The 13,439-nt window shown below is 55.0% G+C and carries 13 protein-coding genes; 10 read left to right on the forward strand and 3 right to left on the reverse strand.

Translation table 11 applies throughout. The annotated features are described in order from the left end of the window. Position 1 precedes the first annotated feature (1 nt). From xdhC to CU041_RS00210, 6 genes are all read left to right on the forward strand, one after another. Entirely contained in the window at positions 2-1,048 is a 1,047-nt protein-coding gene (gene xdhC, locus CU041_RS00185; RefSeq protein WP_101245265.1) for a xanthine dehydrogenase accessory protein XdhC, read from the forward strand. A gap of 109 nt (positions 1,049-1,157) precedes the next feature. Then, on the forward strand, positions 1,158-1,631 hold the full coding sequence (locus CU041_RS00190) for a nucleoside deaminase (RefSeq protein WP_212733747.1): 474 nt from the start codon (positions 1,158-1,160) through the stop codon (positions 1,629-1,631). Positions 1,632-1,718: 87 nt separating this feature from the next. Continuing rightward, positions 1,719-3,326 (forward strand): ABC transporter ATP-binding protein, encoded by a 1,608-nt coding sequence (locus CU041_RS00195; RefSeq protein ID WP_228195137.1) that lies wholly within the window; start codon positions 1,719-1,721, stop codon positions 3,324-3,326. Next, a complete protein-coding gene (locus CU041_RS00200) occupies positions 3,313-4,392 on the forward strand; it encodes an ABC transporter permease (RefSeq protein WP_101245267.1) in 1,080 nt (359 codons plus the stop codon). Before CU041_RS00195 ends, CU041_RS00200 begins: the two co-directional genes overlap by 14 nt. After that, positions 4,392-5,312: an ABC transporter permease gene (locus CU041_RS00205; protein ID WP_101245268.1), complete on the forward strand. Its 921-nt coding sequence runs from the start codon at positions 4,392-4,394 to the stop codon at positions 5,310-5,312. The genes CU041_RS00200 and CU041_RS00205 overlap by 1 nt, the downstream gene beginning before the upstream one ends. Positions 5,313-5,546: 234 nt before the next feature. Then, positions 5,547-6,608, forward strand: a complete 1,062-nt coding sequence (locus CU041_RS00210) for a BMP family ABC transporter substrate-binding protein (protein WP_101245851.1) — start codon at positions 5,547-5,549, stop codon at positions 6,606-6,608. A 79-nt stretch (positions 6,609-6,687) separates the two neighbouring features. Here the strand turns inward: CU041_RS00210 and CU041_RS00215 are convergent, their stop codons facing one another. Then, the gene (locus CU041_RS00215) at positions 6,688-7,050 is read right to left on the reverse strand and encodes a hypothetical protein (protein ID WP_101245269.1); all 363 of its coding nucleotides are present in this window, start codon (positions 7,048-7,050) and stop codon (positions 6,688-6,690) included. Between the two features lie 113 nt (positions 7,051-7,163). Here CU041_RS00215 and CU041_RS00220 point away from each other — a divergent pair, with 113 nt between their 5' ends. Continuing rightward, a complete protein-coding gene (locus CU041_RS00220; protein ID WP_170310059.1) occupies positions 7,164-8,336 on the forward strand; it encodes a helix-turn-helix transcriptional regulator in 1,173 nt (390 codons plus the stop codon). Between the two features lie 115 nt (positions 8,337-8,451). Here the strand turns inward: CU041_RS00220 and CU041_RS00225 are convergent, their stop codons facing one another. Next, complete coding sequence (locus CU041_RS00225) at positions 8,452-9,063, reverse strand: hypothetical protein (RefSeq protein ID WP_101245271.1); 612 nt, start codon at positions 9,061-9,063, stop codon at positions 8,452-8,454. A gap of 365 nt (positions 9,064-9,428) precedes the next feature. Between CU041_RS00225 and CU041_RS00230 the strand changes: the two genes are divergently transcribed. The 3 genes from CU041_RS00230 (at position 9,429) to CU041_RS00240 (ending at position 12,292) form a co-directional block, all read left to right on the forward strand. Then, a complete protein-coding gene (locus tag CU041_RS00230; RefSeq protein WP_101245272.1) occupies positions 9,429-9,962 on the forward strand; it encodes a PAS domain-containing protein in 534 nt (177 codons plus the stop codon). Positions 9,963-10,007: 45 nt separating this feature from the next. After that, complete coding sequence (locus tag CU041_RS00235; RefSeq protein WP_101245273.1) at positions 10,008-11,177, forward strand: methyl-accepting chemotaxis protein; 1,170 nt, start codon at positions 10,008-10,010, stop codon at positions 11,175-11,177. Between the two features lie 77 nt (positions 11,178-11,254). Next, a complete protein-coding gene (locus CU041_RS00240; RefSeq protein WP_101245274.1) occupies positions 11,255-12,292 on the forward strand; it encodes a histone deacetylase family protein in 1,038 nt (345 codons plus the stop codon). Positions 12,293-12,359: 67 nt separating this feature from the next. Here CU041_RS00240 and CU041_RS00245 read toward each other — a convergent pair whose 3' ends face one another. Beyond that, a complete protein-coding gene (locus CU041_RS00245) occupies positions 12,360-13,274 on the reverse strand; it encodes a LysR family transcriptional regulator (protein ID WP_101245275.1) in 915 nt (304 codons plus the stop codon). Positions 13,275-13,439 lie beyond the last annotated feature (165 nt).

Here is a 13,439-nt window from a genome sequence, read left to right on the forward strand (position 1 = left end):
CATGACCCTGTCACTGCGTGATCATATCAGTGTTCTGTCCGGATCCGATGCGGTGGTGCTGGTGTCGGTGGCGGCGATCAAGGGATCGACCCCGCGCGAGGTCGGGGCATTCATGCTGATTACGTCTGGCAAAATAGCGGGCACGATTGGCGGCGGTAATCTTGAACATCAGGTGACCTTGCAGGTGCGCAGCATGCTGGAAAGCGATGTTGCGAACATGCCTGTTGCCCGGATCAAACGCTTTCCGCTGGGGCCGGGTTTGGGCCAGTGTTGCGGCGGTTCTGTCGAAGTTGGTTTCCATCTGTTAAGCGATGGCGATCGCGCCGATCTGAGAACAGTCTTGGCCGATATTGTTGCGTGCCCTGTTTCACAATCCGGACGCTGGGTGATGTTGCCGGTCGATGGCGGTCAGGGCCGCACCGAGTTGGTGGGGGCGGACACGACGAATGCCACGATGCTGGCATCCGGATTTGGCACAGCACGCGGCGGGATCATGGCGATCAATGGTCTGGATATGCTGTGTTTGCGCCTTGATGAAGCGCTGACACCGATGTGGATTTTCGGGGCCGGCCATGTTGGCAAGGCAATCGTACAAGCCATGGCACCCCTGCCGTTTGATGTGCATCTGGTCGATTCGCGTGATGCGTATCTTGATCTTCCAGAAAGCGAAAAACTTCATATCATTCAAAGTGATAGACCAGAGCTGGAGGTGTCTGACATCGCGTCTGGTGCCCATGTTTTGATCCTGACCCATAACCATGCGCTGGATTTTGACATTTGCCGGGCCGCGATCATGCGTGATGACCTTGGTTTTGTCGGCATGATTGGCAGCCAAACCAAACGGGCACGTTTCATTCGACGGCTTTCAGATCGGGGGTTGGGGGCGGCTGAGATCAGCCGTTTGACATGCCCGATTGGGATTCAAGGCATTACCGGAAAACAGCCGGTGGTGATTGCGGCATCGGTTGCCGCGCAATTGTTGTCCGTGCGCGAGGCACAGATGGCACAAAATCAGACGACCAAAACCGCATCAGACGGGGTTGGCTGATTATAAAGCCTTCATTGAAGGACTTTTTAATGATAAAGGGCCGCGAAATGACGGCCCAGTCAGGTGATCTGGGGACCAGATCAGGGGTTTCGTAAAGGAGATTTTGGCTGTGTGTGACGCCAAAGGCCATATGCGCCACGCCGTGGGTTTGTCGCGGCAAAAAATGGAAGAGGGATGCGGTGGTCCGTTCGGCGCAATCATTGTTCGCAATGGCGAAGTGATTGCAGAAGGGTGGAACAATGTGACCTCCAACAATGATCCGACTGCCCATGCAGAGGTCAGCGCCATTCGTGCGGCCTGTGCCAAGCTGGGGACTTTCAATCTGTCGGGTTGTGAAATCTATACCAGTTGCGAACCCTGCCCGATGTGTCTGTCGGCGATCTATTGGGCCCGTCTTGACAAGATCTATTATGCCAATGGCCGCGAGGATGCTGCTGCCATCGGTTTTGATGATCAGTTCCTGTATGATGAAGTGGCAAAGCCGATCCATGATCGTTCCTTGCCGATTGTCCATGTCGATTTGCCCGAAGCGCGCGAAGTATTTGCCGCGTGGGATGCCAAAACCGACAAGATCGAATATTGAGACCGTTTGATTGCAAACCGTTATGCGGTAAAACCGCCGGGGCCTTGTAAATCATATCGCTAAATAGGGGTGGCAACAGTGACGTCAATGACCGGTGATGCCGGGGCAGAAGCAATGAAGGGGAATGCACCTGCGCAGTTGGAAGTGCGCGGCGTGACCAAGGCCTTTCCGGGCTGTCTGGCCAATGACGATATCAGTTTCCGTATCGAGCCTGGCGAAATCCATGCGCTGCTCGGGGAAAACGGCGCAGGCAAAAGTACGCTTGTGAAGATCATTTATGGTGTGCTTCAGGCCGATCAGGGCGACCTGATCTGGGAAGGCAAACCGGTAACCATCCATAGCCCGCATGACGCGCGCGAAATGGGTGTTGGTCTGGTGTTCCAGCATTTCTCGCTGTTTGAAACCATGACGGTTCTGGAAAATATCGCGCTTGCCATGAATGATGTGCGCGATATGGCTGTCTTGCGCCAGAAAGTGATCGAAGTCGAAAAGACCTATGGCCTGCCGCTTGATCCGGATCGCCATGTCTATACGCTTTCGGTTGGCGAACGTCAGCGCATCGAGATTGTGCGGTGCCTGTTGCAGAACCCCAAGCTGCTTATTCTTGATGAGCCGACCTCGGTCCTGACACCGCAAGAAGTCGAAAAGCTGTTTGAAACCCTGCGCCGTCTGGCCGATGAAGGTTGTGCAATCCTTTATATCAGCCACAAGCTGCACGAGGTCAAAGCACTGTGTCAGCGCGCGACCGTCCTGCGCGGTGGCAAGGTGGTTGGCGGCTGTGACCCGCGCGAGGAAACCGCAAAATCCATGGCCGAAATGATGATCGGCCAGAAACTGACCGCGCCGGATCGGGGCAAGCAGCGTGAATTTGGCGATGTGCGCCTTGACGTTACCGACCTGTCGCTGATCAGTGACGAGCAGTTTGGCACCCACCTTAAGAACATCAATCTCAAGGTCCGCGGTGGCGAGATCATGGGCGTTGCCGGGGTTGCCGGGAACGGTCAGAACGAGCTGTTCCAGGCGCTTGCCGGCGAGACCGAGCATGAAGCAGCCCCCGACAGCATCAAGATTGATGGCAAATCGGTGGCCCATTTCGGCCCGCGTCGCCGTCGTCGTCTCGGGGCTGCCTTTGTGCCCGAAGAACGCAACGGCCATGGTGCTGTGCCCGATATGAGCCTGTCGGAAAACGGGTTCCTGACGGCGTTTCGGCGCATGGCGCTTGCCGCGCGCGGTTTGATCCGCGAAGTCCCGACAAGGTCCTTTGCCGATAACATCATCAAGACATTTGATGTGCGCACCACCGGGGCAGGGGCAGAGGCCGGATCGCTTTCGGGCGGCAACCTTCAGAAATTCATCGTCGGGCGTGAAATCCTTCAGGATCCGGGTGTTCTGGTGATTTCGCAACCGACCTGGGGTGTGGATGCCGGTGCCGCCAGTGCCATTCATCAGGCTCTGCTTGATCTGGCGGCCAAGGGCACGGCGGTTCTGGTGATTTCACAGGACCTGGACGAGATTTTTGCCATTTGTGATTCGGTTGTGGTGATGTCGGAAGGCAAAATGTCCAAACCGCGTCCGATGGCCGATGTCAGTATTGAAGAGATCGGTTTGTTGATGGGGGGCCTTCATGATCTTGAAGGCAACGCGACCCCGGCGAACGACATGGAAGAAACAGGAGGTCGCGTTGGTCAGGCTTGAACCCCGTCGCCAGCATTCCCAGGCGATGGTTTATCTGTCGCCGGTTCTGGCAATTTTCATGACGCTGGTGGTCGGCGGGATCATCTTTGCCTTTATGGGCAAGAACCCGTTTGATGCGCTTTATACCTTCTTCATTCTGCCGATCAATAACAGCTATGGCATTTCCGAGCTGTTTGTGAAGGCCACCCCGCTTGTCATCATTGCGGTCGGTCTTGCCATGGGGTTCCGGGCCAATGTCTGGAATATCGGGGCCGAAGGCCAGCTGACCATGGGGGCGATTTTCGGCGGTGGTCTGGCGCTTTATTTCCATGACAGCGAAAGCGCACTTTTGCTGCCGGCGATGTTTGTTCTGGGCGCGATTGGCGGGGCGTTCTGGGCATCGATCCCGGCATTGCTGCGCACCAAATTCAATGCCAATGAAATTCTGACCAGTTTGATGCTGACCTATGTGGCAACACTGTTCTTAAGCTTCCTGGTGCATGGTCCGTGGCGTAACCCCGAAGGGTTCAACTTCCCGGAATCGCGTCCGTTCCCGGATGCCGGATTGCTTCCGATCATTTATGACGGCACGCGTGTGCACCTTGGCACGGCCATTGCCGTCTTTGTGGTGATTGCCGGTTGGTTGTTGCTGTCAAAATCCGTGATCGGTTTCCAGTTGCGCGTGGTCGGCAAGGCCCCGCAGGCCGCCCGCCATGTCGGTTTCCGTCAGAAACGCATGGTGTGGTTTACCCTGCTTCTGGGCGGTGCGCTTGCCGGTCTTGCCGGTCTGTTCGAAGTATCGGGTCCGATCGGCCAGTTGCAGCCGCAAATATCGCCCGGTTACGGCTTTACCGCGATTATTGTGGCCTTCCTTGGGCGCTTGCATCCGGTCGGCATTTTGTTTGGCGGTCTGATCATGGCGCTGACCTATCTGGGGGGCGAGCTTGCCCAGATCACGCTTGGTCTGCCCAATGCGGTGACGGGACTGTTTCAGGGGATCTTGCTGTTCTTCCTGCTGGCCTGTGACGTTCTGACCAAATATCGCATTCGTTTCGGTTCAATCGCGGCCAAAGGGAGAACCGCATAATGGAATGGCTTGTACCCTTTATCCTGACCGTGATTACCGCATCGACGCCGCTTTTGCTGGCGGCATCGGGCGAGCTGGTGACCGAGAAGTCCGGGGTTCTGAACCTTGGTGTCGAAGGCATGATGCTGGTTGGTGCGATTGCCGGTTTTGCGGTGACCGCATCAAGTGGATCGGCCATTCTTGGCATTCTGGCCGCGGTTGTGGCAGGCGTTCTGATGTCGCTGATCTTTGCGTTTCTGACCCTGAGCCTGATGGCCAATCAGGTGGCGACAGGCTTGGCGCTGACCATTTTCGGGATCGGGTTTTCGGCCCTTGTCGGTTCGAAGTTTGTCGGCTTTGCGATTGATCCGCTGCCGGCCCTTTCGATCCCGGGCATCAGTGCCATTCCGGTGATTGGTCCGATTTTGTTCGGGCAGGATTTCCTGGTTTATCTTTCGATTGCTGTTGTGATCGGGGTTGGCTGGTTCCTGGCAAAATCGCGGGCGGGTCTTGTGCTTAAGGCAGTTGGGGATTCGCATCATTCAGCCCATGCCATCGGCTATTCCGTGATCAAGATCCGCTATCTTGCCACCATGTTTGGCGGGGCGATGGCCGGTCTTGGCGGGGCGTATCTTTCACTGTCCTATACGCCGATGTGGGCGGAAAACATGACTGCTGGTCGTGGCTGGATTGCGCTGGCGCTGGTGGTGTTTGCAACCTGGCGTCCGGGCCGTTTGCTGGCGGGGGCATATATGTTCGGCCTGATTTCGGTCATGCAGCTTCATGCCCAAGGGGCCGGCATTCATGTGCCGAGCCAGTTCATGTCGATGCTGCCGTATCTGGCGACCGTGATTGTGCTGGTGATTATTTCCAGCGACCGTGCGAAAATCAGACTGAATGCGCCTGCCTGTATTGGTCAGGCGTTCCGGCCGGCCCAATAAGGGCCGGTCTGCTTGCGGGACCGGAACGCGTCAAATGACGTTCCGGCCTGTCGGGAGGAAAAGCTCATACCGGACCAAAACTCACACAAGCTGATCGGGGGATTTGGCGACAAGTGTGATCGGTTTGACTGAGTCTTGGTTTCGGTGTGAACGTGTCATTGATTGCTTAGTGGATTGTGTTTAAATCCTGATCTGCTGATTAACAGGGAGACCTAACGAATGAATGCAAGTTTCATGAAGCGCACGATTGCCGCTGTTGCAGCCGTTGGTGCGCTTGCAACCGGCATGGGTGCAGCCCAGGCTGAAGACGTCAAAGTCGGTTTTGTTTATGTTGGTCCGATTGGTGACCATGGCTGGTCCTATCGCCATGACATCGGTCGTCAGGCCATCGAAGCTGAACTCGGTGCAGAGACCAGCTATGTCGAAAGCGTTCCGGAAGGTGCGGACGCCGAACGTGTGATCCGTCAGATGGCCCAGACCGGCCACAACCTGATCTTCACCACCTCGTTCGGTTACATGAACCCGACCGAAAAAGTTGCCAAGCAGTTCCCGAACGTGAAGTTCGAACATGCGACCGGCTACAAGCGCGCCGACAACCTGTCGACCTATGCTGCACGTTTCTATGAAGGCCGTTATGTTGCTGGTGTGATCGCCGGTAAAATGACCAAGTCGAACATCGTTGGTTATGTCGGCTCCTTCCCGATTCCGGAAGTTGTGCGTGGCATCAACTCTTTCATGATGGGCGCATGGTCGGTCAACCCGGACGTCAAAGTGAAAATTGTCTGGGCAAACACCTGGTATGATCCGGGCAAGGAAGGCGATGCTGCCAAGGCGCTGATTGACCAGGGTGCAGACATCATGGTTCAGCACACCGACAGCCCGGCACCGCTTCAGGTTGCTGAAAACCGCGGCGTACTTGGTTTCGGTCAGGCTTCTGACATGATCAAGTTCGCACCGAAGGCACAGCTGACCGCGATTGTTGATAACTGGGACAGCTACTATGTCGCACGTGCCAAAGCCGTTGCTGATGGCACCTGGGAGTCGATGGACACCTGGGGCGGTATCAATACCGGCATGGTCGAACTGGCACCCTACACCAACATGCCTGACGATGTGAAAGCACTGGCAGAAGAAACTGCTGCCAAAATCGCATCGGGCGAATTCCACCCGTTCACCGGCCCGATCTATGACCAGGCTGGCGAGCTGCGTGTGAAAGAAGGCGAAGTTGCTGATGACGGCATGCTGCTTGGCATGGACTGGTACATCAAGGGCATTGATGCCGAACTGCCGAAATAAGTCAGGTTTCCAATCCATGCGGATTGGCTAAATGACGAAGCCCCGTGCATTGATTTGCGCGGGGCTTTTTTTATCGGGTCTATGGTTTGGTGCGCGCGGGACGTGCCGGTGTGTCATCGGACTTTTCATAAGCGACCATTTCGGTGTGCGGATGCATCAGCGCATAGAGTGCCGCGCGCAATCCCCGAAGCTTGACCTTATGTTCGCGCGCCTTGCCCGCCCAGCGTTCGCGAAACAGGTCCATGTCATCACGGCGCGAAAAATAGATCACCATATCGACAAACGGTGCCGCTTGGTCCGAGCGCGGCAGCTCGATGTTGCGAATTCCCATCGTCCACATGTCACTGCGCACATTCAGATCAAGCCAGTCCAGCACCGCCTGGGCAGAATGTTTTTCGTGTATCACCACGCGATATGGAAAATTTCGCAGGTCTTTCGTCATCTTGTTTTCCCTTGCGGGCCCGCGCCCGATGATCTGGGTGGTTCAGTACTTCTTGATATATAGTGTTTTTCCGTGTTTGACTAAAAAGATAGTTGAATATGGATAATGGCTTTATGTGGTCTGCGAAAGAACTGGACGAATATAACAAGTTCATTCCGCAATTGTATGAGGCAGCAATTTCGCCCGAACTGTGGTGTGAGAGGCTGGATTGTCTTGCCGGGATGTTGCAGACGCAAAATGCCATCATCATGCATATCGAAAACATTCGCCCCGAAATCTCCGAATATTCATTTCATGCCAACAGTTGGGTACCGGGCGAAGCAATTGCCGAATATCTCAGCCTTGGTCTGAACCAGAATGACGGGTCAGCCTATTTCCATCAGCAGGACCTGTATGATTTTTCCGTCGGTGACGAAGTCCGCCACAGCAATGGCGACACGACACCGTCACGGTTTTATCCGTGGCTTGAAAAAACCACCGGCTGTAATCAGGCGGCGGGGATGTGTGTTTCCAAGGATGCGGCGGGTTACGATATCCTGACGGTCCATTACCGCGATGACGGGCTGTTCGAACCGACCGCGGCATCGGACAAATTGCGGTTTATCGGTCCCCATCTGACCAAGGTTCTGGAAATGAACCGGCCGGTTCATCTGTTGCGTCACCGGTATGGGGCGTTTCTTGATGTGCTTGACCGGTTGCGGATCGGGGTTGCGATCCTTAATGCCAATGGTGAAATCGTCATCATCAACGAAGAATTTACCCGCATTCTTGACAGCAAGGATGCATTGACCGTCGGGGCGGGACAAAAATTGACCGCCCGTGATGATCAGGATGCCCGGGGTCTTTCCCAGGCGGTGCAAAAGCTTGGCCGTATGGCGTTTATTGAAAAGTCATCGGAAAACCTGCGCCTGAACAGCCGGATCAATGAAAGCAGTGCCTATCTGCTTGATCTTGCGCCGTTGCGCGAAAAGCACGGAACTTTTGGCGGGCAGTTTACCGGGGTGCTGGCAACGGTCGTCGATCCGTTCTGGTACACCGATATCAATACCGACCTTTTGAACCGGCATTTTGCCCTGACCCGGACCGAAACCGACGTTTTTGACGCGGTGTTGCGCGGGCTTAGCAACAGCGAAATCGCCGATCATCTGGGCAAGGGGCCGGAAACCGTCAAATCCCAGCTTGCCAGTGTCTATCGCAAGACCGGGGTCAAGGACCGCCTGGAACTGGTGCGTCTGGCCGTTCAAATGATCATTCCGCTTCGCGAAGACCAGATCATTTCAGGGTAACCGGCCTTTGATGTCAGACGGGTGGGGGCCTGATTTCCGGTCAAACCGGAAACCAGACCCGAATGGCGCCCCGTTGCAGACAAGGCCCCATTCACATTTCATTTCATTGCGTCGATCAGCCGGCCTTTTGGCCAAGATCGATTTCGCGCTGGTCAACAAGACCACGCTTTTTATGCACCTTGGTGTATTTGACCGGCCATTTGTGGCTTTGCGAATAGAACCAGGTCCGGGTGTTCGAGCCGTCCTTGCAGACAACCTCATAGGTCGGAATGGTGCCGGTGCCGATGGTGACCATCGCGGTGCCGATCACGCTGCAATCGCGCTTAAAGGACCAGGAATCCGCCCCGTCAGTGCCTTCGCCGGCATAGGAGACGGTGTTTCCGACCTTAAGCGGCCAGATTTCACCGGTCTGCGTTAAGGTCTGTGTCCCGGTCGACCCATCGCAATTTTCCCATTTGACGTCCGGCGACAGGAAGCCTTCGCCGTCATAGCTGCAACCAGCGCCCGGGCCTTCGGTTACCTCAAAGCTGTAAACACCATCCCCCTTGGCGGTGACGGTCGCAATTTCATGGTCGCCATTGCGGTAATAGGCATAGCTGTCACCGACGGCCAGTTCCGGCTTGGGAAGCGACAGCAGATTGACATTGGTGTTGCGGACAACATTGTCCGTGGTCTGGCATGCTGCCAAACCGGCAAGCAGCGCGCATGAAACGACGAGCTTCTTCATCTGGTTCTCCTGATATGCTGAACCCGGCAGTCATTGATGAAAGTTTGTAGGGGCCGGGATGCTTGTCAGGGGATTGAAGGTCAATTTCAGGGGCTGTGCATCCCCCGGTCGGGGGATCAGCAAAAACACCCGATGGGCAGATTGGAAATATTGCAAATTTTACAAATATTTCGCCCGTGAATACGGGGGTAAAATGGTCGGTGCGATTAGAAGAATTCTAAAAATTATCATTGTAAATCAGCTATGAAGCATATGAAAAATTTACATTTTTCCTTCGCGGAACTATGGTTACGTGATAATCGAAATGTCAAACTTGCCTGCATGTCATAATTGTAGGGCGGGATCAGAAAAGACGGGGTATCAAGGTGAGCGAAAAGCGTCCGGGCGTCCAGCCATCCGGCAAGGAACGCCATTTCAAGCCAGAAGAGCTGATTGTTAGCAAGACCGACCTTAAGGGTCATATTACCTATGCTAACGAAGTGTTTTTGCGTTTGTCGGATTACACCGAGAAGGAAGTTCTTGGTAAACCGCATTCCCTGATCCGTCATCCGGACATGCCGCGCTGTGTTTTCAAGCTGCTGTGGGATCAGATCAGTTCGGGCAAGGAGATCTTTGCCTATGTGCTGAACATGGGAAAGAAGGGCGACCATTACTGGGTTTATGCCCATGTGACGCCGACCTTTGATGCCCAGCACAAGGTGATCGGATATCATTCGAACCGGCGTGTCGCAGATCCCGAAATTCTGAAAACCAAGATCATTCCGCTTTATGCGGAGCTTCGTAAAATCGAAGAAAGTACAAGCAACCGGAAGGACGGCATGAATGCCGCATCTGATGCGCTTGCCAAAAAATTGTCAGATGCCGGCATGGCATATGACCAGTTCATCCAAAGTCTCTAGGGTCAGGACCCTGGGTACTCCTAAATCGAAGGTTCGAGGTTCGCAATGGCGATATTTGGTGGTTCGAAAACAGGAATCAAAAAGGCGCTGGACGTGGTTCTGGCTGCGGCAGAAGGTGATTACGAAGCCCGTATCACCAATGTCGACAGTCATCCCGACATGCGCGACCTGTTTATTGCGATCAACCGTCTGATCGATCGAAATGACGCGTTCTTGCGCGAAAGTGCGGCATCGATGGGGGCGGTTTCCGAAAACCGTTATTATCGCCGTATCGTCGAAACCGGGCTGGTCGGGGAATATCTGTCTTCGGCCAAGCGCATCAATGCGGCAACGGCTGCGATCGAACAGAAACTGTCGGGCTTTGCCGAAATTCTTGATGAATTCAAAAGCGGATCGTTCGAAGCGGTTGATGATATTGCCCATGCGGCATCGGCACTGGCCGAAGCATCGGGCGAAGCCAACACCATCGCCCATGAAACCAGTTCCCGCTCGACCAATGTGGCTGCTGCTGCGCGGCAGACCGCAAGCAACGTGACCGAAGTTTCCGCGGCCTCCGAAGAACTCAGTCAGTCGATCCGCGAAGTTTCCGAACAGGCGCGTGAATCCGTTCAGATTGCCAATCGCGCCAACGGCCTTGCCCAGGAAACCGACGGTCGCATTGGCGAACTTGAAGCCGCAGCCGGGGAAATTGTCGAAGTTGTCAGCTTCATCCGTGATATCGCCGCCCAGACCAACCTTCTGGCACTCAACGCGACCATCGAGGCTGCGCGTGCTGGCGAAGCAGGCAAAGGCTTTGCCGTGGTTGCCAACGAGGTCAAGGGCCTTGCCAACCAGACCAGCAAGGCAACCGAAAGCATCGAGGAAAAGGTTCAGGACATCCAGAATGCAATCGGTCAGTCGGTTGCAGCAATCCGCGAGATTGCCGGTGTGATTGATGATCTTGCCGCGCGGTCCGATACGATTTCGGGCAATGTTGAAACGCAGGCCAATCTGTCATCGAACATCACGCGCAATGTCGAACAGGCATCAAGCGGCGCACAGGAAGTGACCGATAACATCACGGTTGTTTCCGACATGGCCGGACGTACCGGCGAGGCCGCAGATACCACACGTGAAATGGCAGACCGTCTGGCAGAGCAGTCGGAAAATCTGCGCAAGCATCTGGGCGGGTTCCTCGATACCATCGAAAAGCTGCTTTATACCGCCAAGAAATAGCCGCTTTCACCGTGCAACACATAGACAGGGTGTCAGTGTGACACCCTGTTGTTATCTTGAAACAAGGAAACGGGGCGATGCGCGTCTTTTTCAATTCCCGCCACGATGCCCATGATGGTGCGGGCGAAATGCATCATGGACGCATGGTGCCCTGTTTTGAAAATGCCCGCCGCATTCCGATCATTCGTGATGCGGTGGCCCATGCGGTCAAGGCGCAACTGGTTGATCCGGCCGATCACGGGATGGACCCGATCCGCGCCATTCACGATCCCGACTATCTTGATTTCATCGAAAATGCCTGGTCGGAATGGACCAGGGCCGGCAAGACCGGCGATGCCTTTCCCTATGTCTGGCCGACAGCCGGTTTTTCGGGCGGCAATCCAAAGCATATCAGTGCGCGTCTGGGACAGTTCGCCATTTCAAGCGATACCCCGATTACGCAAGGCACCTGGAAAGCGGCCTATTGGGGGGCGCAGACCGTAACATCGGCCGCCGATGCCACCTGGAATGATGGCGAGGCATCCTTTGCCCTGACCCGTCCGCCGGGGCATCATGCCCATGGCAACCGTTACGGCGGATATTGCTTCCTGAACAATTCGGCGATTGCTGCCCAGCAGATGATCACCAAGGGCGCGAAAAAGGTCGCGATCCTGGATATCGATTACCATCATGGCAACGGCACGCAGGATATTTTCTATGAGCGTGGTGATGTTCTGACCATCTCGATCCATGCGGACCCGACCCATCAGTTCCCGTTCTTTATGGGCTATGCCAACGAAACCGGACGCAATGACGGGGCAGGTGCCAACCTGAATATCCCGCTTGCCGGGGGAAGCGATTTCGGGGCGTGGGGACAGGGCTTTGCCAAGGCGATGCAAAAGCTTGTCACCTGGCAACCCGATGCGCTGGTGATCGCGCTTGGCGTTGACGCGCATGAGGCCGAACCGATCTGTGATTTCAAACTTCAGACCGATGATTTCAACCGGATCGGCCAGATGATCGGGCGGTTGGGCCTTAAGACCGTGTTTGTCATGGAAGGCGGCTATGCCCATGATGTGATCGGGCTGAATGTCGCCGCAGTACTTTCGGGATATCTGGATCAGGCGAAGCGCTGATTTTTGGGATGTCATTTGAATACCAAAACGCCCTGTGCAGTTCGCCAGGGCGTTTTGTTTTGGTGACCTAGCGTTCCCAGGGTGGGGTGCCGCCAAATTCGGATACCAGAAAATCGACAAAGGCCCGTACACGGGTCGGAAGGTAGCGGTTTTCCGGATATAGCGTATAGACCGCATGTGACGGTGGTTGGTAGTCGGGCAATACGACCTTGAGTTTGCCATCACGGATATATTCGCCGACTTCCCAGTTCGATTTCAGTGAAATACCATGCCCGTCAAGACACCAGCGGGTCAGCACTTCGCCGTTATCTGAATCCATTGATCCCGATACGGCCAGTGTGACCGGTGCATCATCACTATTGGGGCCGGTCAGGGTCCATTGATATTGCCGCGATCCCGGAAAACGCAGCAGCAGACAATTGTGGTTCATCAGGTCGGCGGGTATTTGCGGCGTGCCGTGCTTTGCCAGATAATCGGGGCTTGCGACCAGCATGCGCTTGTTGGCGGCAAGTTTGCGGACGATCAGGGAGCTTTCCTTAAGCTCGGCAATGCGGATGGCAAGATCGACCTTATCCTGCAACAGATCGAGAAGCCGGTCGGACAGGTGCAGCCGGATCTGCACATCCGGGTTCATTTCAACGAATTTCGGAATGATCGGGGCGATATATTTATTGCCAAACGCCACCGGGCAGGTCAGCGTTACCGGACCGCGTGTGGTGTTTTTTTGATTGGCGATGGCGTTTTCGGCTTCCTGCATTTCGCTAAGGATACGCAGGCAATGGCGGTAATAAACATCGCCCTCGGTCGTCAGGTTGACCCGGCGCGTGGTGCGATTGAGAAGCCGCACACCAAGACGTTCTTCAAGGCGCGCAATCCGGTTCGAGACGACGGCTGCGGAATGACGCAACTCGCGACCGGCAGCAGACAGGTTTCCCAGTTCGGCAACACGGACAAAAATCTGGATGTCCTCAAAATCGGACATGACGCGGGAGGCTCCTGATATGACGTTGTTTTGGCGTTTATTATCGTTTGATATTCTATTCTAGGGTCGAAACCCATGGCCGCACTGTGCCATTTTAAAGAATAGTTTGAAAGTCATTTCGATTACGCTCGATCCCTTAATAATAGAGGCGACCGCATGCCTATG

Source organism: Thalassospira povalilytica (assembly GCF_002844235.1).
GTDB classification, from domain to species: Bacteria; Pseudomonadota; Alphaproteobacteria; order Rhodospirillales; family Thalassospiraceae; genus Thalassospira; species Thalassospira povalilytica.